The organism is Syntrophomonas wolfei subsp. methylbutyratica, assembly GCF_001570625.1.
Taxonomy (GTDB): Bacteria; Bacillota; Syntrophomonadia; order Syntrophomonadales; family Syntrophomonadaceae; genus Syntrophomonas; species Syntrophomonas methylbutyratica.
Genome location: NZ_BBQT01000014.1, coordinates 23,931 through 44,576 on the forward strand (window position 1 = coordinate 23,931; position 20,646 = coordinate 44,576).

At 42.7% G+C, this 20,646-nt stretch carries 17 protein-coding genes; 9 read left to right on the forward strand and 8 right to left on the reverse strand.

What is annotated here, in order from left to right; genetic code table 11:
- Positions 1-72: 72 nt before the first annotated feature.
- From AWB54_RS10410 to AWB54_RS10425, 4 genes are all read right to left on the reverse strand, one after another.
- Complete coding sequence (locus AWB54_RS10410) at positions 73-1,062, reverse strand: inorganic phosphate transporter (protein ID WP_061214544.1); 990 nt, start codon at positions 1,060-1,062, stop codon at positions 73-75.
- Complete coding sequence (locus tag AWB54_RS10415) at positions 1,055-1,690, reverse strand: DUF47 domain-containing protein (RefSeq protein ID WP_061214545.1); 636 nt, start codon at positions 1,688-1,690, stop codon at positions 1,055-1,057. Before AWB54_RS10415 ends, AWB54_RS10410 begins: the two co-directional genes overlap by 8 nt.
- Positions 1,691-1,777: 87 nt before the next feature.
- Positions 1,778-3,028, reverse strand: coding sequence for a bifunctional folylpolyglutamate synthase/dihydrofolate synthase (locus AWB54_RS10420; RefSeq protein WP_061214546.1), 1,251 nt, complete (start codon positions 3,026-3,028; stop codon positions 1,778-1,780).
- A gap of 20 nt (positions 3,029-3,048) precedes the next feature.
- On the reverse strand, positions 3,049-5,700 hold the full coding sequence (locus AWB54_RS10425) for a valine--tRNA ligase (protein WP_061214547.1): 2,652 nt from the start codon (positions 5,698-5,700) through the stop codon (positions 3,049-3,051).
- 403 nt (positions 5,701-6,103) lie between these two features.
- On the opposite strand from AWB54_RS10425, the gene AWB54_RS10430 reads away from it, so the two are divergent.
- Both AWB54_RS10430 and AWB54_RS16340 read left to right on the forward strand, forming a co-directional pair.
- Positions 6,104-6,763: a phosphatidylserine decarboxylase family protein gene (locus AWB54_RS10430; protein WP_061214548.1), complete on the forward strand. Its 660-nt coding sequence runs from the start codon at positions 6,104-6,106 to the stop codon at positions 6,761-6,763.
- Between the two features lie 16 nt (positions 6,764-6,779).
- Complete coding sequence (locus AWB54_RS16340) at positions 6,780-8,039, forward strand: YecA family protein (RefSeq protein ID WP_061214549.1); 1,260 nt, start codon at positions 6,780-6,782, stop codon at positions 8,037-8,039.
- 118 nt (positions 8,040-8,157) lie between these two features.
- On the opposite strand, the gene AWB54_RS16150 is transcribed toward AWB54_RS16340, so the two are convergent.
- The 3 genes from AWB54_RS16150 to AWB54_RS10455 are packed head-to-tail and all read right to left on the reverse strand — an operon-like array spanning position 8,158 to position 12,500.
- Positions 8,158-9,573, reverse strand: a complete 1,416-nt coding sequence (locus AWB54_RS16150; protein ID WP_201785622.1) for a restriction endonuclease subunit S domain-containing protein — start codon at positions 9,571-9,573, stop codon at positions 8,158-8,160.
- Positions 9,574-9,583: 10 nt separating this feature from the next.
- Positions 9,584-12,277, reverse strand: a complete 2,694-nt coding sequence (locus AWB54_RS10450) for a restriction endonuclease subunit M (RefSeq protein WP_082736160.1) — start codon at positions 12,275-12,277, stop codon at positions 9,584-9,586.
- Entirely contained in the window at positions 12,270-12,500 is a 231-nt protein-coding gene (locus tag AWB54_RS10455) for a helix-turn-helix domain-containing protein (RefSeq protein WP_061214550.1), read from the reverse strand. Before AWB54_RS10455 ends, AWB54_RS10450 begins: the two co-directional genes overlap by 8 nt.
- A 142-nt stretch (positions 12,501-12,642) precedes the next feature.
- Here AWB54_RS10455 and AWB54_RS10460 point away from each other — a divergent pair, with 142 nt between their 5' ends.
- A complete protein-coding gene (locus AWB54_RS10460; protein ID WP_061214551.1) occupies positions 12,643-12,918 on the forward strand; it encodes a hypothetical protein in 276 nt (91 codons plus the stop codon).
- A gap of 64 nt (positions 12,919-12,982) precedes the next feature.
- Here AWB54_RS10460 and AWB54_RS10465 read toward each other — a convergent pair whose 3' ends face one another.
- Positions 12,983-13,933, reverse strand: a complete 951-nt coding sequence (locus AWB54_RS10465) for a hypothetical protein (protein WP_061214552.1) — start codon at positions 13,931-13,933, stop codon at positions 12,983-12,985.
- Positions 13,934-14,240: 307 nt separating this feature from the next.
- Between AWB54_RS10465 and AWB54_RS10470 the strand changes: the two genes are divergently transcribed.
- The 6 genes from AWB54_RS10470 to AWB54_RS10490 all read left to right on the forward strand — a co-directional run bounded on the left by AWB54_RS10470 (position 14,241) and on the right by AWB54_RS10490 (position 20,608).
- On the forward strand, positions 14,241-14,417 hold the full coding sequence (locus AWB54_RS10470; RefSeq protein ID WP_061214553.1) for an excisionase family DNA-binding protein: 177 nt from the start codon (positions 14,241-14,243) through the stop codon (positions 14,415-14,417).
- 36 nt (positions 14,418-14,453) lie between these two features.
- Positions 14,454-16,745 carry a phage/plasmid primase, P4 family gene (locus tag AWB54_RS10475; RefSeq protein ID WP_061214554.1) on the forward strand — a complete coding sequence of 764 codons (2,292 nt, stop codon included), beginning with the start codon at positions 14,454-14,456 and terminating at the stop codon, positions 16,743-16,745.
- 402 nt (positions 16,746-17,147) lie between these two features.
- Entirely contained in the window at positions 17,148-17,462 is a 315-nt protein-coding gene (locus AWB54_RS10480) for a hypothetical protein (RefSeq protein WP_061214555.1), read from the forward strand.
- A 14-nt stretch (positions 17,463-17,476) separates the two neighbouring features.
- Complete coding sequence (locus AWB54_RS10485; RefSeq protein WP_061214556.1) at positions 17,477-18,424, forward strand: phage major capsid protein; 948 nt, start codon at positions 17,477-17,479, stop codon at positions 18,422-18,424.
- 279 nt (positions 18,425-18,703) lie between these two features.
- Entirely contained in the window at positions 18,704-18,862 is a 159-nt protein-coding gene (locus tag AWB54_RS15390) for a transposon-encoded TnpW family protein (protein ID WP_082736161.1), read from the forward strand.
- Positions 18,863-18,940: 78 nt separating this feature from the next.
- On the forward strand, positions 18,941-20,608 hold the full coding sequence (locus AWB54_RS10490) for a recombinase family protein (RefSeq protein ID WP_061214557.1): 1,668 nt from the start codon (positions 18,941-18,943) through the stop codon (positions 20,606-20,608).
- Positions 20,609-20,646: the final 38 nt, after the last annotated feature.

A 20,646-nucleotide genomic window follows, 5' to 3' on the forward strand; every position in this document is an offset into this window, starting at 1 on the left:
GCCTCTCTTTTCACTGGACATAGAATTTGAGAAGAATATTTTGCCAGTTTTTCGGTATAACCGCTGCTAACATTATAGGAAGATTATGATTAATTTGTAAACAATCATTGCTGCAAAAGCTGCTGAAGGAATGGTCACAAACCAGGCTATCAGAATTTGGCGGGCAATATTCCAGCGCACACCCTTCAAGCGTTTGGCTGCTCCAACTCCCATGATGGCAGAGGAAACAACATGGGTGGTGCTAACCGGAGCTCCCAGTAGACTGGCGGAATAGATTACCGTTGCGGAAGTGAAGTCGGCGGCAAAGCCATTTATGGGTTCAATGCGAAATATTTTTCCCCCCATGGTTCTGATAATCCTCCAGCCTCCCACTGCAGTCCCCAGGGCCATAGCCAGGGCACAAGCTACCATAACCCAGATAGGAACATGAAAACTGCTAATCAGCCCTCCGCTTAACAAAGTCAAGCTTATTATTCCCATTGATTTTTGCGCATCATTGGAACCATGAGCAAAAGAAGCCATGCAGGCGGAAAGCATCTGGAGCTTGCGGAATTTGTTATTGGTTCTGGCCGGAGAAGCTTTCTTAAATATCCAAAATAATAGAGTCATTACCATACTTCCCGCTACGAGACCCAGTATGGGTGCCAGAATCAGACCACTGAAGATTTTGACAAAACCCTGCCAATTGACGGCATAAATGCCAAAACCGGCCATCACTCCTCCCACCAGTCCCCCTATCAGGGCATGGGAAGAACTGCTGGGAATACCGAAATACCAAGTAAATAGGTTCCAAAATATGGCCCCGATTAAAGCAGTAATCAAAACCAGAGGAGTTACCAGGTCTGGAGCTACCAGGCTCTGTCCTATGGTGGCCGCAACCGCGGTGCCACTCAAGGCCCCGGCAAAATTCAGGGTGGCGGCAATCATTATGGCCATACGTGGTGACAGAGCTTTGGTGGAAACTGAGGTGGCAATGGCGTTGGCGGTATCATGAAAACCGTTTATGAAGTCAAAGAGGAGTGCCAATAAGACGACCAAAATAATCATTACTAAACTAAACATATTTTACCGTTATTCCTTTAATTATGTTGCTGACGTTTTCACAATAATCCAATGTGGTTTCCAGGTGTTCATAAATCTCTTTCCATTTAATTATTTCAACCACATTCTCCGTTTTTTCAAAAAGAAGGGCAATACCTGCCCGGTACAGGTAATCGCCCTCATGTTCATAAGACCTGATTTTTTCGCAAGAAATAACAATTTCATCATGCCTGGTTTTAAGCTCGGGAAGCTTATTCACTGCGCTTTTAATTTCCCAGGTAGCCGTATTCAGAACCGCAATAAGTTTCATTATATACTCGGGTTCTTTGGGGGTATTTGCTTTGTAGAGAACGAACTTTTCCATGGAACCCTGGATATGATCTAAAATATTATTCAATTCTCGGGCCAGCATGAGAATATCCTCTCGATCAAAAGGAGCGATGAAAGAACTGTTGATTTGCTTCATAAGTAAAGACAAGGTTTGATCTCCCCGCTCTTCCATCTGGGTCAATAACTCCAGCTTTCCCCGGGCATCCTGAGCTGTCTTGGAAAACTCCAGCAATATATCAGCAGCATCACAAACCGCTTCAGCCAGTTTATTAAAAAATACAAAGAACTTGTCTTCCCGTGGCTTTAACTTGAAAACCACTTTTATACCTCCTCGATCCTACTTATCCTATTTTAATTATAGCAAATAAAAACTTTAAGCCTGTGTTAAGAATCTGTTAATAATAGCTTAAACACTGGTTAAGAATTTTCTCGCCTTATCCAAGAGATAGAATGATCCGGTAATCAAGAGATGCTCTCCCGGCTTCAGTATACGCTCTCCCAGCTTAATAGCCTTTATAATGTCTTCCTCAACATATAAGTCTGCTCCCGGGAACAGAGAAAGCCAATCATCCTTCAATCTTTTCCAGTTTTTGCTCCGGCTGCCTTCCGGCCGGCTTAAAACTAAAGCCCTGGTATTGTGGCCCAAAGGTTGTAGTATATTCTGTGCATCCTTATCATCAAGTACACCCAGAATCAGGATTTTTTTCTTTCCGGGTAAGAGCTCTTCCAGGGATGAGGCCAATACTGAGGCCGCCTGGGGATTATGGGCTGCATCCAGAATAAAGGGGGGATTAATCCTTACTATTTCCATTCTGCCCGGAATTCTTAGTTTTGCCAGGGCCGCTTTCATATCCCGCTCAGTCCACAAGAACCCAGCCATTCTCAATACCTGCAGAGCAGTAAAAGCCACCGCCAGGTTTTCCAACTGGTAAAGGGCCGGAGAGGGAAAAAAGACCTTATCCATGATTTGCCCGGAGAAAGCAAGCTTGAGTAACTGCCCTTCCAGACTGGGCTGGGACTCACGAACAACTTCCGCCAGCGAACTGGGATAGAGCGGAGATTCCAGCTCCCTGGCCCTTGCTGCAATCACCTGCCGGGCCGGAGAATTAACCGGCCCCATAACCAGCGGCACCTTTTTCTTTATTATACCCGCTTTGTTCCTCGCGATTTCTTCCAGGGATGCCCCTAAATATTGAGTATGGTCATAATCGATTCCGGTAATAACCGAAGCCACCGGCTCAATAACATTGGTGGAATCATAAATACCACCCATGCCAACTTCAAATATGCCCAGTTCCACCTGTTTATCGCGAAAATATTCTAAAGCTATAGCGGTTAGTATTTCAAATTCCGTAGGTCGCTCGCTCAAGTTTTTAATATGCTTTTTAACCTGCGCCAGATAGGATAAAAATTCTTTTTCCTCGATGAAAGCATCATTTATAGTAAACCTTTCCCGGTAGGAATGAATATGGGGCGAAATAAAACGCCCCACGCGATAGCCGGCTTGACTTAAAACTGCCGATAGCATAAATGCCGTAGACCCTTTGCCATTGGTTCCGGCAATATGGACTGTTTTTAGACCCTTCTCCGGCTGTCCCATCTCCCGAAGTAAGGCTTCAATTCTGCTTAGACCGGGTTTAATACCCGAGCTGGCCATTTCTTCAAGTTGTTGACCTACTATTTCTTCAAAAGATGCAAGCGTTGTAAAATCCCCTCTTTTCTGTTTATCGCCTCTCCAGCTTTACTTCTCTCCTTCTCAATAACCTCGGGGGGAGCTTTGGACAGGAACTTCTCATTTTTAAGTTTATTTTCCGCTTTCTGAAGATCGTTTTCGACCATCTTTAATTCTTTTTGCAGGCGCTGGATTTCTTTTTCCACATCGATTATGCCTTCTAAAGGCACATAGATTTCGGCCAGCGAAAGCAGGGCCGAAACCGCCTGTTCCGGTTTCTTCTCCAGTTCGTACAGCAGCTCTAACTGCTCCAAACGGGCCATTTGCTTGATTATGGCCTGATTATCTATAAAGACTTGCCTTCTTACTTCATCAGGCACTACCATTATTGCCTTAATAAGAATAGAGGGGTTTATATTGAATTCAGAGCGAATATTGCGCAGGGCTCGAATAGCCTGCATCAACTGCTGCATCTGCCCCAGCTCTGCCAGCCAAATCAACTCCTCCTTATACTCCGGCCAGGGATCCAGCATAATAGTAGCGGAATGAGCAGGCAGAAATTGATATATCTCTTCAGTGATAAAAGGCATAAAAGGATGCAGGAGACGCAATATATCGACCAGAACATCCCGCAAGACATTTTGTACTACCAATCTTTCCCGGGGATTAGCCTGGTTTACCAGCCGGGGTTTGGCCAGTTCAATGTACCAGTCGCAGAACTCATCCCAGATAAACTCATAGAGCCTGCGGGCCGCTTCCCCCAGGTCATATTTATCCAATAAGCTGGTTACTTCCGCAATGGTCAGCTGCAAACGGGATAAAATCCAGCGATCTGCCAGGCTTAACTCCTCCAGGCCCGGCTTTACGGCTTCAAATCCCTCCATATTCATAAGCACAAAACGAGAGGCATTCCACATTTTATTGGCAAAATTACGCGTATTCTCTACTTTATCCCAATGAAAACGAACATCATTCCCCGGAGTTACACCCGTAATAAGGGAAAACCTCAGGGTATCGGCGCCAAACTTTTCGATCACTTCAATAGGGTCTATGCCGTTATTCAAAGACTTGCTCATTTTCCGGCCCTGGGCATCCAGAATAAGTCCATGAATATTTACATCATAGAAAGGAACTTCTCCCGTGTGTTCAATTCCGGAGAAAATCATGCGCGCCACCCAAAAAAAGATGATATCGCGGCCGGTTACCAGGACAGTAGTGGGATAAAAGAAGTCCAAATCCCGGGTCTTATCCGGCCAGCCCAAAGTGGAAAAAGGCCAGAGAGCACTGCTAAACCAGGTATCCAATACATCCTCATCCTGTTTTAATTCCGCTGATTCACAATTAGGGCAGCGTTCCGGGTCCTCTTTACTGCAGATTATCTCTCCACATTCCTGGCAATACCAAACCGGTATGCGATGTCCCCACCACAACTGCCGGGATATGCACCAATCCCGGATATTCTCCATCCAATTGATATATATCCGGGTAAAACGCTCCGGAATAAACTTTATTTCTCCATCCAGCACCTTTTGAATGGCGGGTTCAGCCAGGGGCTTCATCTTTACAAACCACTGGGTGGATACCAGCGGTTCGATTACGGTATCACAGCGCTGGCAATGTCCTACGGCATGCCGGTGTTCTTCCACCTTAAGCAGGTAACCCTGAGCCTCTAAATCTTTCACTACCTGGCGGCGGCAGGCATAACGGTCCAGGCCCTGGTAAGGACCGGCATTCTCATTCATAAAGCCATACTTATCTATTACCGCTATTTGCTCCACCCCATGCCGCAAACCCATGTCAAAATCATTGGGGTCATGGGCCGGGGTTACCTTAACCGCTCCGGTGCCAAATTCTTTATCTACATAATCATCGGCAAATACCGGTATCACCCGGTTCATTAGGGGGAGCAAGATTTTTTTGCCAATAAGATGCTGGTATCTCTCATCATCAGGATGTACGGCCACCCCAGTGTCCCCCAGCATGGTTTCCGGCCTGGTAGTGGCTACTACTATAAACTCCTCTTCACCCTCCAGCGGGTATCTTATATGCCAGAGATGACCATCACTGTCTTCATGTTCCACCTCGATATCAGAAATAGCTGTATGACAACGGGGACACCAGTTTATTATGTAATCCCCCTGGTAAATCAAGCCCTTTTCATAGAGGTTTACGAAAACCTCGCGCACCGCCCGGGAACAACCTTCATCCATAGTGAAGCGTTCCCGGCTCCAATCGCAGGAGGAACCCATAAGACTCAACTGCTGGGTTATCCGGTTGCCATACAAATGCTTCCATTCCCAGACCCTTTCCAAAAATTTTTCTCTGCCTAATTCATACTTATTCAAACCCTCCCGGGCCAGCGCTTCCTCGACCCTGGCCTGGGTGGCTATCCCGGCATGGTCGGTTCCGGGCAGCCATAAAGCGTTGTATCCCTGCATTCTCCGCCAGCGGGTTAATATATCCTGCAAAGTATTATCCAGGGCATGTCCCAGGTGCAGGGACCCGGTGACATTGGGCGGGGGCATAACAATGGAAAAAGCTTCTCCCTCCAAATCTGGCCGGGGAGCAAAATAATTATTCTCCCTCCAGTATTCATACCATTTGTTCTCTACCTGTCCTGGTTCATATACACTGGGCAAACTCGCAGCCATCGACATGATTTACCTCCTTATTTCCACTGCTGATTCTACTGCAAAAAGCAATTAATACTTATTGGCTTGTATAAATATACCGCTCCAGCGTCCTTAATAGCGACCGCAGGGAGCATCAGTTGTGCCCGACAGGGCGCTTCGCATGGGCAACACCTGCGGCTTGTCCTGCGGCTCAAGGGGTACCCGAAGGGTGCTGCAGCCATGCTTCGCCAACGCTCGCTTTGTATATTTATGCCAACCCTTATGCATGGAAAAGGGTCATTGCAGTGGTATCACTCTAAACTTCTTTCTCAATTCTACTTAAAGCAGGTATCCCAGTGCAAGTTTAAGAGCAAATTTCACTTAACATTTATGGCCTTTATGAGTTACAATTGTCTCTAGATTATGGCATTAGAATTGAGGGAGAAGAATGCACAATAATATAATTGCCCGGGAAGGATGGCCTTTTATTATTTTTTTTGCCGTTATAACGTTTTTGCTTCTATGGATCTCCTGGTATAAGTTCGCCATTGCCGCTGGCATCCTCACTGTTTTTTGTCTTTATTTTTTCCGCAATCCGGAACGCAAAATCAACGAGGACAAAGAGCTGGTTTTAGCCCCGGCTGATGGTAGGATTATGGAAATCAATACCGTCTGGGAGGACCAGTATTTACAGGCTAAAACCATACAACTGAGGATTTTTTTAAATCTATTTAATGTCCATGTTAATCGTTGTCCCATAGCTGGTACCATCGAATGGGTAAATCGAAAAGGCGGAATTTGTTTACCTGCCTTCAAAAAGGAGGCGGGTGAAAAAAATGCCCGAAACTATGTAGGTTTGCTTTCCGAATACGGGAGAATATTGGTAGTACAGATAACCGGATTGATAGCCCGGCGCATTGTTTGCTGGGTGAATCCAGGCGATACCTTGAATGCCGGGGAAAGGATCGGCCTTATCCGCTTTGGTTCCTGTACCGAGCTTTACTTACCCCTGGAAGCCGAAGTTCTGGTGGTTCCGGGTCAGAAGGTTAAAGGCGGAGAAACTATTATTGCCCGTTTTAACCCGATAATATCTGAACAGGAAAAATAAATAGGAGGCTTGAGGGATGAAGGTTGCAAAACCAGGTAGAAATGACCCCTGTCTTTGCGGTAGTGGGAAGAAATACAAAAAGTGCTGCGGTGCCTTAAGTGAGCTGCTGGATTTTGATGGGGATCCTTTTACTCGCTATAGCCAATTGATAATGGCGGCAAAAATAAAACTGGATCAATTTTATGGCCAGCAGATTAAAAAGGTCAATAAGGAAATTAAAGAACACTTTCTGGCTTTTACGGTAGATAAAATTCTGCCCCCGGAACATGAAAGCCTTATGTCTGACTGCTTATGGTTTGATCTGACTTCCCATGACGATGATACCTTTGCTTTTCAATATTTAAAGGAACATGGCAGCTTTATGGAAAATCCCTTGCGGGACTGTTTAACCGCTCTGGCTTTTTCTAATCTATCGGTATATGAAGTTAAAGGATACCAGGATATGCACCTGGAGGTTGAAGATATTTTCCTTAATAAAGTACAAAAAGTTCTTTTAAAGGAACCCTGGGACACAGATATTGAAAATCCCATTTTACTCCTGGGGAGATTAGTCAATTTCCCGGGAGAAAATGTTTTTTCCGGCATGGTTCTGGTTATGGAAAACAAATCTGCAGAAAAAGATTTCCTCAAGCAACATATGGAATACCTGAGCAGTTTATTGGAAGAAAAATTTACCAGCCTCTTAAAATTTAATGCGGAAATGCTCTATGGGCTTTTCGACCACGCTTATAAAAAAGTGCTGCTCAGCTTCAATCATATAGAAAGCAGCAGTATTAACGATGAAGAAAGAGCCCTGCTCCTGGAGCAGCTGGCAAACAATAAAGACTATACCTTGCTTCACCAAACCGGAGGATATAGCTGGTTCCACCTTTCCGGAGAAAATCGAGCTTATGCCAGAATAGGAGTCGGCATGGATAAGGTACTTTTTGCTGCCGATTTACTGGAGGATATTCATAAGCTTAAGCAAGTGCTGGTGGATATTTTACCCGAGAAAGAATGGGCTGTGGTTAATAACCGTTTCCGCAAGCAGCCCCCGGCGGCGGAATTAATGAGTTTGTGGTTTACGGTAATCAAAGATAGGGAAACTGAGCGCTGGTTGTCTACTCCTCATGGAGAACTGGATAAAAAAACCCCTCAGGAGTTGCTGGCAGAAGAGAATGGCCGCGAACGCCTGTATAAACTGTTGGATGATTTTTCTAAATCTCTGCCCGGTAAAAGCGAGCAAGAATTAATTCAATATATGAGAGAAAGAATAAGTCAAAGAACCTCCCTCTAAAGGGAGTTCAACTTAGGGATTTACGAAAACAAGTAAATTTTTGACCGACTCTCTTCAAGCGGAGACTCGAAAGTAAAAGACTGCACCGAAGGATGAAACCTTTTGTGCAGTCTTTTATTTATTCGCTGATTGTTTCCATTATGATGTCAACAATCTGATTTCTCAGTTCAGCTATTTGATTATTAATTTCATCTTGCTTCGAAATTTCATCCTGTATCTCATCTAAAATGCGTTGTTGCTCACCAAGCAAGATATCGGGAATAGGAAACTCTTGCATAACAATTGGAAAGATATTTTGATTCTGCAATCCCTTTTTGTAAACCTCTATAAGATATTGGAAGTATTTGCTCCGTAGATAATAGTAGGCAAATGTCGGATTATACCTTGCATTATCAAAACGTATGCGCATAGTAAAATCGGCAAATATGCCCTCAAAATCATCTTTTACAATTGCCGTTTTCCCTATTGCTACACCAGAGCGAGCAACGATAATATCACCCTTTTGTAAAGCTTTAGCTATATGAGCTTCATAATATGTCGATGAAACTAATTGTGTTTCATCCAATTCCACTTCTAATGTTTTAATTGTGGCCATCGATACATAATATGCTTCACCGTTCTCATCAAAGTCACTTGGAGAAATACTTGCACCAAGAACAATAGGTTCTGCAAGGAAATGTTTAATTTTCTTATCAGTCATTTCAGAAAGCTGTTTCATTACAAAGTCACCAGCAGGTCGATGATATTTTACGCTGAACCGTAAATCTGGATTATTAGAGAACAAGGATTGTCTTGATGTGTAATTTTTGTGTGTTTTCAGTTCTTCAAAAGTATCGTAATCAAAACTGAATTCACGTTGAAATACCGAATCAATTATTTCTTGTGTTGTTAATGTTGTTGTAGAAAGTGACTTAATGGTATTTTCTGCATCTTTAATTTTAGGAACGATGTAGCTTTCATTTGAAGAAAGCCGGTCTATTATATCTTTATTAAATCTAAGTTGTCCAAGATCTACTATATTGATTGTCGGATACCCTTTTCCTTGTCGAGAAACAGCTATGAGGTTCTCATAAAAAATAGTTCGTAAACAGTAGTAGATTATATTTGGTATTTTTTTTGGTTTAATTCTTATAAATGCAGAAGTGAAATAAATATCTTTTGTAATATCATCGATGAGTACATACTTCTTCAAATTAGGGCGCACCTTAGAAATAAGGATATCTCCGCTATCGACCGAAATAATATCCCCTTTTTCGATTTTTTTATAATAGTTTTCATCCAATAGGTTACGGTTATTAAAATTTAAATGAACAGGTGCTACATAACCATTTTTATCGACATCGCCAATCTCACAGTATTTAAAATCATCATAAAGATCATCCACTAATACAGCCGGTGAGTCTGGATATTCAAACAGATCATTAAATGTATAGTAGGCGCATTCATGCTTTTCTTGATACCTATGAAAATCGTAATCATTTCGCAGCGTTCTTTCATGGCTCAGCTTTTCAAAGTTTACATTGTTCACACGCATAATCTTCACCTCATTCCCATTCAATATAACGCATATAATCCAATATGGTCATATATGTATTTTCATGAAGTGCCACATACTCACTGCGATAGGCTTGTAGTCTGCCATTTTTAAATTCTCCGATGAGGATATCATCGGTACGCTCAATATACTCCTCTTTCAATGTTTCACTATTATAATATTTGGATATGAATGCTTTAATATCTGCGTATTCCTTCTCAATATCAGATTTAGAAGATTCAAACGCCTTGATTTTATCCTCAATCTGAGCTATCTTATCAGCTTTTTTCTCCTTAGATTTTTTAGCTACTTCTTTTCCAATAGCTTCCTGCACATCATCAATCCGTTTGTTATAATCCTTCTCAATTGCAACAACATCCAGTTTCAGCGGTGCATATTCTATAGTAAATAGCTCATTTGGCATTTCTTTCTCGCCACGTTTCGTACGTTTGTAGCCTACGTTATCAACCTCAGCCATGAACACATCATAGTTCAACTTTGGAGCCACATCGCTAAATACCCACCATGTGTTTACATGACCGAAAGAATCAACGGTGTCCTTATCAAATGTGCACAAGTCATTTAGTTCTATGCGATATTTGTCAATCAATTCATTGGTAGAGAGAGCATCATCTCTATCAGTAAGATAGTTTTTCAGCATTCGGCGAATTGTGGCTTTTTCTTCATCGGCGGTCATTTCTTTAATTGAGGGCAGCTTTTTCTTTTCTTTTGTACCATCATGAACCGCTATCAAATTTTCAACGCGGGTTTTTAGTTTTGAATACTCGCTTGATGCTGCATTCCATGCTGCATTCCATGCGGACACTTCATCAGAGGTCTTCTTCTGCGCAAACAGAAGGCTTGTCTTAGTTGAAGTATACGGCTCAAACGCAAGCTGTGGCAAAGAAACAATTGCTTTGATTTTGAAGTATTTATAAAGGAACAGGCGAATATATTTGTTTTCTGTTGTATCAAATACACTTTCTGGCAAAACTGCAGCTAAGCGTCCATTTTCACGTAGTAACTGGTACCATCTCTCAATAAACAGATTTTCTGAGTTCTTCTTACCACCAAAAATAAAGCTCCTTTTGATTGTCTTTTTTGTATCGTTATCTAAATCAACACTGAACGGAGGATTTGTCAATATAAGATCAAAGTTTCCATTAACAGCTTTATCGTGGTAAAGCTCATCAACTTCACTGTCATGCATAATATTTGGTGCAGTTTCCTTTTCGTACTTAGCAAAAGGTAATAAACCATCCTTAACAAAAATATTGGTAGAGCCATCACCATGCAAAATCATATTTACCTTGGTCGCGGTGCCAAGATTGAAATTTGATTCTGAGGCATATATATATGTTTGGGCCCATTTATTTTCTCTGTGGTTAGGATAGAACCAGTCAGATTCGATTTTATCTTTCACTGCTCTAGTCGTACCTAATTCATTGCGAAAACGATACTTCATGTTTTCAGTTATAAACTTCATATATTCAATTAAGAACGTGCCACTACCTGCAGATGGGTCTATCATATAAGGTAATTCTTTATCATTTTTAATTCGGTTAATAGCGAGTCTATCTGCTTGTATTGCCCACAACATAAAACGAACAATATTTATATGAGTAAAAAATTGCCCCTTGCTCTGTTTAAAACCATTACGAATAATTCCTTCGAAAAATTCACCGAGGATATCTTTACCGCTAAGACTATTTTTCCCATCGACAAAGGATAGACCTTCTAACTTTTGAACTGCATATTTTAGCTTGGAAAGAGAAAATTTTTTGCTATCGATGACATATGATTTTGCAAGTTCCGCTTCGTCAAGAATGTATAACTTTGACTTCAGTGCATTTCGGTATAATTCATTGATTCGCTCAAATAACTGATCATTTGTCTCAAATTCTTCGTCTCCTTCTTTTTCAAAGGTAAGAGACTGGAATTTATATATTTCCCCATCCTCGGTGGTGTCCTCATCTTGAATTTTTGCGAGTATAAGATTCGTGAGAGATGCAAAAACCTCATTATCATCAGTTCCACCACCTCCCCACAAAACGTTGTGGAGGTCGGTTTGCAACTGATTTAGCATTTCACCAGTAAAATTTGTTTCAAGGTCCTTATCAGATGCTTTCACATATGGCTTATGTTGCGCTTTGCCATAACGGATAGGTAGTTCATTAGTGTAGTTGCGTTCTGATTCCCAATCCTCGAATGTAGGATATTTTTCAGTGTCAATTATTATGCATTCATCTAAAACTTTTCCGCCTATTTCATCGGTAGTATATAAAACAAGATATTTAACACCGCGGCCTTCTGCTTTTTCCATCCCTGCAAGCTTATACAACTGTTCTTTAATTGTTTCGTCCTTGTCAATAGTTGAATACTCATCTGGACTCTTAGCTTCAATAAACAGAAATGCATCTCCTTTAGAATCACGCACAATAATGTCAATTCTACTCGTGATAGTATGAGGGCGTCCTGCTGTGTATTCACGCTCAATTTCAATACGATCTGCAGCATATCCGAGCTCATTTACAAGTTTTGTCAAAAGAAATGCACGAGACATTTCCTCATCACCACTAATTTCATTTATAACTCGACATTGTACAATTCCATCATAAGTGATTTTGCCTTTAGCAAGATCAAGCGAGGATACGACCTTAGTCGCATTATTGTCAATATACTTTTTAATAAGTGTTCTATTCATTAGAATCGGCTCCTTCATTATTATTTTTGATGAATTCCATCATATCATTAGGCGTACAATCCAGAGCCCTGCAGATGCTTTCCACCTTATCTAAGGCCATATATTGGCCTGTTTTTATTTTTGTGATTATGTTTGCTGATATGTTTGCGCGGCGCATTAGTTCAGCATTTGATATGTTTTTTTCTATCATTAGATGTTGCAATCTTTTGTAACTTACAGCCATAGTACACCCCTCCTAAAAGAGACTGTATTGAGGATATCACACTTATGTGAATATTTCAATGGTTCTCATGAAATATTCAGAATATTATTCTTGCTATTATCCTCTTTTGGATCAATATATGTACTAATGAAGGAGGTGCCGCATGAGTAGAGACTGGACACAGGAAGAATTGCAGAATACAAGCAAAGCTATGAAAGTCACCGGGCATTTAGGTTATGAAGAGTTCTGCGAACAATTGGATAAGACCATCTTCAAAGCTTACTGCAAGGACGCGGATAATAACTTTATTAAAATCAGTGGACCATATAACCGCAAAGAAGAATTTGAAAAGCAATTGCAGGAGCATTTCAGCCACTTGAAAGTAATTACAGTGTTATCAGAAGAAGACATAGCCTTTATAAGAGAGGCCCTTGAATAAGGCCTCACAAATAAGTAGACCTCGTTACTGTACTCACACTGGGCAGGGTAGCGAGGTCTTACTTTTATTCTTTATTTTCTACTTCAGCCGCCTTCTTTCGAGCATAGCTTGCCCGTCTGTTCCTACGATTACGCTCGGCTTGACAATCCCAACTATCGCAATATAACTGACGGCTTGATCGCCTTACAAAATACTTCCCGCAGGCAAGGCAGGACAGTATCGAGCCTTGCGATTCAAAATAGTCAAGGTCTTCATCAACTGGTGGTGCAACATCAGCCACTATTCTTGAAAAGGTGTACCAACATATATCAAAGACTGACTGCACATCTGCGCCGAACATCACTTTTTCGGTTTTCTTATCTAATTTCAATCTCATTCGGAAATCCGGGAACATATCAATGACTTTAAAGATCAGATCATTGTAATCTTCTAAAACACAGGCCCTGTATTCCTTATCGTCCTTATATTTACTATATCTTTCTAAAAAGGCAAGGCTGTCACGAAGCCTGCCTTCATAATATAGATTTCTTGCATTATTAACATTACCTTCATACTTCAAGTTATCAAGGATGTAATACAACTCGAAGACAGTACCAAGATCACATAAATCCTTGATAAAACGTTTTATGCTGAAAGTAGCATCCCTCTCAATGATATCCCTAAAAGTGACGTGTGCGAACTTCTCACTTTCGAGCATTTCACAAAGAAGGTCAATATCATATGGATGAATATTGTTTCTACACCAATCCCAGACGGCATCTGAAATCGATTCAGTGCTGTCTGGGTTATTTAATTTGACATAAAGGTTGCACAGGCTAACCAACAGGTCTTGACCGGTCAAGGAATAGTCAGTTCCGCTTAATGGAGCATGGCCGCCTGTGAAAAGAGGCTTGATTATTTCGCCCTCATCGTCATAGTCCGGGACATACTCAGGGAATCTCACAGCCCTATAAACCATTTCACCAACTCCACCAATCTCGACAAAACTGAGATTTATTACCGGCAATTGTTTCATAATATCCATCCTTTGAATGTAATCATATGTGTAAGCGTTGAGAATTATACTTCGCTTACATTCTATTATACAATGGCATTGAAAACAAGAGCAAATTGCAAAATGCCTTGTTTCAGAGCTCTTTGACATCTGAATAGTCCACCCGCAAGAGATACTTTTGCAGTGTTGCCGCCACGATGGTGAAAACCGGAGCGCCTCTATTGCAATCGGATACGAGGAGACCACGAACAGGTGGCTGCCTTAGGAACGGTAGCGAACGGTGGATGTAGAAACCAAAACAAATATCAAGATAAGGAGGAAAGAGCAAATGGAAAAAACCACCATGAGTGTGCAGGAGCTGTCGGCACAGATGGGCATTAGCCTACCAAAAGCCTACGAACTTGTAAAATCGCCGGGATTCCCCACCATACGAATTGGTACGAGGATTTTGATTCCGGTTGATGCCTATAAGGAATGGCTGCTCAAAAACTCGGCTCACAGATAATGAAAACACTAATATTTCGGAGAGGAGGTGAACGAGATGGCAAATGCAATGCAGGAACTGATGGATATGAATATATGGATGCTGTGGAGATGGGCAACGGATCAAAATGGCAAGCCGACAAAGAAACCTTTTGCAGCTGGAGGTGGCCCAACCGGAACTGATGATAAATGGTCTCATACATGGGTCACATACAATGAGGCGTTAAAAGTAAAGGAGCATAATTCCGTTGCCGCCGGTATCGGTTTCAAGATACCAAAAGGCTATTACTTCATAGATATCGACCATAAAGTACTCTCAGATCCGCTTGTGCAGACGATTTTAGCAAGGCATGATTCTTATGCTGAATACTCAGTCAGCGGCACTGGCATACATCAATATGGCAAGTGTGATTTTACGCAAATCCCTACTTACCTTGACAAAGACGGAAAAATAAAACTCGATCGGCAGTTCTATATGAAGAATCCACATAACGATTTGGAACTGTATATCGGTGGCATCACAAATCGCTTCGCCGCCTATACCGGCAATATCATTGAGGATAAGCCTCTGCGTGAATGTACTGCAGCAGTCCTTACGACACTTGATAAAAATATGCGCCGCAAGGAAAAAACCAAGTACAGTGCCAAGCGAGACGGGGATCGCGCCGACTTCGACATCGCCTGCAATCTGCGTAAGCAGAAAAATGCAGAGAAATTTAAAAAGCTATATGACGAGGGCGATTTCAGCGATTACAACTCACAGTCAGAAGCGGATGCAGCGCTCTGTGCCATTATTGCTTTCCGCACCGGCCCCGATCCCGATGCTATCGATGCTGTATTTCGGGATTCTGCACTGTACCGCGACAAGTGGGAGCGTGATGATTATCGCGAAGCCACAATCAATATCGGAATCGAAGCCTGTCACGGAATTTTTCATAAATCAAAAATGAATCATCCATATTTCATCAAATTCGATGAAAGAGGAGCACCCTTCGTGTTTCCGCCACTACTGGCAAAGTGGACGCGAGAGCAACTGCATTATATCCTCGTCCGCGACAACGGCAGACAGGCGCTTCTCATCTATGTATATGAAGATGGTTATTATCGGCTATATGCCCCGGATATGCTCAAAGGTGTCATGAAAGGCTACATTGCCGATTATGACGAAGAACTTGTATCCATGGGAAAAGTGGCTGAGGCATACAACCAAGTCACTACCGACCTTAATTATGTCAGCCAGGATGATCTAAACGCTAATGAGGATTTAATCAATTTCCGCAATGGTTTGCTCCGCATAACCGAAAGCGATGCCACCCTTATTCCACACTCCCCGGATATCCTCTCCACAATACAAATCCCATGTAGCTGGACAGGCAGAGAAACACCCACGCCAGTGTTTGACAGATATATGCACACTCTCACCAACGGTGATAAAGCCGTCGAGCAACTACTTCTAGAGTTTATCGGAGTATGCATCTCCAACGTCAAGGGATGGCGGATGAAAAAGGCGCTTTTCCTTGTAGGGGATGGTGACACCGGCAAATCTCAGCTAAAGAGCCTTGTAGAGCGGTTGCTTGGTAAAGGAAACTTTATCGGCATTGATCTGAGGGAAATCGAATCCAGATTTGGCACCGGTGCAATTTACAATACGCGCCTTGCCGGCAGTTCTGATATGAGCTTTCTCGCCGTAGTTGAAATGAAAATCTTCAAGAAAACAATCGGTGGGGATAGCCTTTTTGCTGAGTTCAAAGGACAACAAGCCTTTGAGTTCACCTATAACGGTCTACTTTGGTTTTGCATGAACAGACTCCCTAAGTTTGGCGGCGATGATGGCAAGTGGGTCTATGACCGGATTATGGTCGTGCGCTGCCATAACGTGATACCAAAAGATAAGCAGGACAAAACGCTCCTCGACAAAATGTATGCCGAGCGTGATGGCATCGTATATAAGGCTGTCAAGGCACTGCAGACAGTCATCGCCAATGGCTACATGTTCTCCGAGCCGGACAGTGTAAGCCTTGCGAGAGAAAAATACATGGCCGAAAACAACACAGTGATCTCTTTCTTTGAGGAGTGTATGTGTGAATGGCCAGATAGGAAAATCAACAAGCACTGCACTACAGGCCGCATCTTCAAGGTTTACCAAGGCTGGTGCCGGGAAAACAATAACGGTTTTGCAAAAACAGCAAAGGAATTTAGGGAAACTCTCGCTTCACACCTCAGAGCAGACTTTACAGCCATCACTACCCGGCAAAACGGAAATACCTACTATAAGGATTATTCGCTTACAAATGAAGCAAAAGAGCAGTTTTCAAGGGAATACGGCTATGACGGCACTGAGTTCTTATAAAAATGGTAGCAGTAGTAGCAGTGCTGGTAGCAGTAAAAATCACAACTGCTACCACGCCAAACGCCCCCAGCACAAGGCTTTCAGTGCTATCGGTAGCAGTTGTAGCAGTTCTTTCAACTTCTCAGCAGAATTTCAAAAATGTTTGTAAGAAGTAAATAAAGAATACAAAGATTATGCGGAGTGTGAATACCAACACGCTCTGTACTGCTACAACTGCTACCAAACAGCCTACAAACCTTGATATACCTAGCTTTTCTGCAGTAGCAGTTCCAAAAAGTTCTGCTACCAGTACTGCTACTACTGCTACTAAAAACTGCAATCCGAAGGGAGGAGATAAAAAGACGATTCGTAAAAGCACTTCAGAGATATACCCCACAACAATAATTTTAGGAGGAATTTAAAATGGCAAGAAACTACCCGCTTACAAAAATGAACAAGGAAGGAACTCTCCTTCGCCCGCAACATTCATACTTCTCTAATGAATATACAGAAACTATGTGTGATTTATTCTTAAGAGACTGTGTCCTAAGTGACGAGCATGGAAAACTACACAAGTATTACCGTCTCCACGCAAAACAGGATCACAATATGGAAATGGCCTTTGCCTATGATATCCATTGCCCTGAATGCCAAAACGGTATGCTAAAGCAAATCAGCAGACCACTCAGTTATAACGAACTGGGCTTATACAGATGCCCTGTTTGTGACAAGAAATAAAGGAGGAGCAATTTATGAACACTTACACAGAAAGATTACTTTATACCGGCTCCCCAGAATATGATAAGCACTTCTGGAATGCCATGAGAGGCAAAGACAGCAGCTATGATGAACTTTCAAAAGGCCGCAGCACTGGAACCGGTCTATATGCAATGCCAAATTCATCGGACAACAAGTACATGGCTGCTCTTGAAAAAGCAAGCCTGTTCCGTAATATTGGTACAGTCATAAAGGCTTATGGCTCTGGCTATCGTATTTTCGCCAAAGACAGTAACGACCTTGCTGAATGGGTAGCAGAAAATGAAGCCATCCCCATTTATGAAGGTATTGAAGATTTCACCATTAATACGGTAGACAGTTGGAAGCTGGCTGCTTTGGTAAAGATGGATGAAGCCTTCATACATGACGCCAGCTTTGACATTGAGAATTATCTTATCAAACGCTTTGCCAAGAACTTCGGTAGAGCCGAGGATAATGCCTTCATCAATGGAAACGGAACTGAAATGCCCACAGGTATTTTGAACGCCACTGGCGGAGCAGAAGTTGCTGCGACTATCGATGAAATTATCTATGACGATGTTATCGGCTTGTACTTCTCAGTAAAACCGGAGTACCGCAAAAATGCAGTATGGCTGATGAACGATGTAACTGCACTTACTTTGCGTACTCTTAAGGATAGTGCAGGCAACTACCTCTGGCGCGACAGCGATGATACTATTCTCGGTAAGAAGGTCATTATGACCGAGTTCATGCCGGATGCTGAGTCCGGTTCAAAACCTATCGCTTTCGGAGATTTCAGTTATTACTGGGTAATCGGCAGAAGACCCATCGGCGTTCGGACACTGACCGAGAAGTTCGCTGCCCTCGACCAGCTTGGGTACTTGGCCTATGAGTTTCTTGACGGAAAACTTATCAGACCAGAGTCCGTAAAGGTAATTCAGATTTCTGAAATCATCGGTTAAAAGACTTCCAGGAGAAGGCACAGTGGAATGATCTGCTGTGCCTTTTTCTGATAGGAATATGTATTTTTCAAGATTGAATCTACATCAAATTTGCCGCAATTATGCTCAGTTTATCTCGGTTGTGGCTTTAATACCCCGTTTGAATCTGCGTTTTTTTACGCGTTGCCCCACGCCCGTTGTCCAGTCTAAAAGGTACAGAGATCAGACCACCCCCTACCGGTCAAAAAAACTATAAAGGGAGTAACGATTCGTTACGCCATCTCGAAAGGAGGAATCCCTATGGATGAAAAGACCATCAGCATCACCGAAAAAGCAATCGGTGACACGCTCTACATTATAGAATCGGCAGTCAGTAGCGCTGCCAAAGAGACTGCTTATGACAAGCTGAAACGCATGATACTAAGTGACGTTAAAAGCCTTGAAATGAAGGCTTCTTAGCCCATATCAACTTGACTTCTTCACAGTAGTACGGGAATATAGAGTACCGCTTGAAGACTGTCGGAAAGGAGGAAAAACATGAATAATAGACAGTCTAACAATACTGTGAAGGATAATAAAATCACCGCTCTCTATTGCCGCCTCTCTCGCGATGACGAGTCGCAAGGTGACAGCAACAGCATTAAAAACCAGAAGACCATTTTACAAAAGTACGCTGATGACAACGGCTTTACTAACACAGAATTCTTTGTTGATGATGGGTACAGCGGCACAAACTTTGATCGCCCCGATTGGCAGCGGCTTTTGTCCCAAGTGGAAGAAGGCAACATTGGTACAATCATTGTAAAGGACATGAGCCGTCTCGGTAGAGACTACCTCAAAGTAGGTTATTACACCGAAGTGCTTTTCCCCGGCTCTGACATACGCTTCATTGCCATAAACAACAATGTGGACAGTTCCAATCAGCAGGACAGCGATTTTACACCGTTCCTTAACATCATCAACGAATGGTATGCCAAGGACACGAGCAAGAAAATCCGCTCCGTCTTTAAGTCAAAAGGTCAGTCCGGTAAGCCGCTCTGCACTAATCCCCCTTACGGCTACATCAAAGACCCGGAAGATAAGCTGCACTGGATAGTTGATGAAGATGCTGCCAAAGTGGTCAAGGAGGCATTTCGCCTGTGTATGCAAGGTTATGGTCCTACACAGATAGCTAAAGAATTTAGCGAACGCCACATAATGAATCCCACAGCTCATGCAAAGGCAAGCGGAATTAACATCCCTGATAACAGAGGTCATGACGATGATTACATCTGGCGAGGAAGCACAATCGTTCATATGCTTTCAAGGCAGGAGTATTTAGGGCATACGGTGAATTTCAAGACCTACCGCAAGTCCTATAAGCAAAAAAAGCAAATGAAGAATGACCCTTCAGAGTGGCAGATTTTCGAGAATACACACGAAGCGATCATCGAGGAGCCTGTGTTCGAGGTAGTCCAGAAAATCCGCGAAGGCAGACGTAGGATTACACCGATGGGCGAAATGCCAATCCTCTCAGGTATGCTCTTTTGCGCTGATTGTGGAGCTAAGTTATACCAAGTTCGCCATCGCGGTTGGGAGCATGACAAAGAACATTTCGTGTGCGCTACCTACCGTAAGATTAAAGGCGGCTGCAGTTCTCACCAGATACGCAATGTGGTCGTTGACGAACTGCTCCTTGATGGCATTCGCCGGGTAACGGCCTTTGCCAGAGAGCAAGAGGATGAATTTGTGGAGATGGTGACCAAGAAAACAAGGATAGACCTTGATAGGAGTATACGTGACGGCAAACGAGAACTAGAGCAGTCACAGACTCGCATCAACAAGCTGGATGATATTATCCAAAGGCTTTATGAGGACAATATCGAGGGTAAGATTTCCGATGAGCGTTTTGCCAAGATGACCGCTAACTACGAAGCTGAGCAACATACCCTAAAAAGCCGAGTGGCTGAATTGAAATCCGCTATGACTTCAGACAAGGAAAGTGCACTGGGTGTAGACCATTTCCTGGCTTTGGTACGGAAGTACACTGACATAAAAGAACTCACAGCAGAGATTATCCGGGAGTTTGTTGATAAAATAGAGGTTTACAAAGCAGCGCGCATTGATGGCAGACGGGTACAGCGTATCAAAATCGTATATAACTGCATTGGCGAGTTTGACCCATCGGTTTCTACATCCACCACAGAACAAGAAAAATCGGCATAGCCGGTAAATACATACCAAACTATGCCGATATTTTTCAG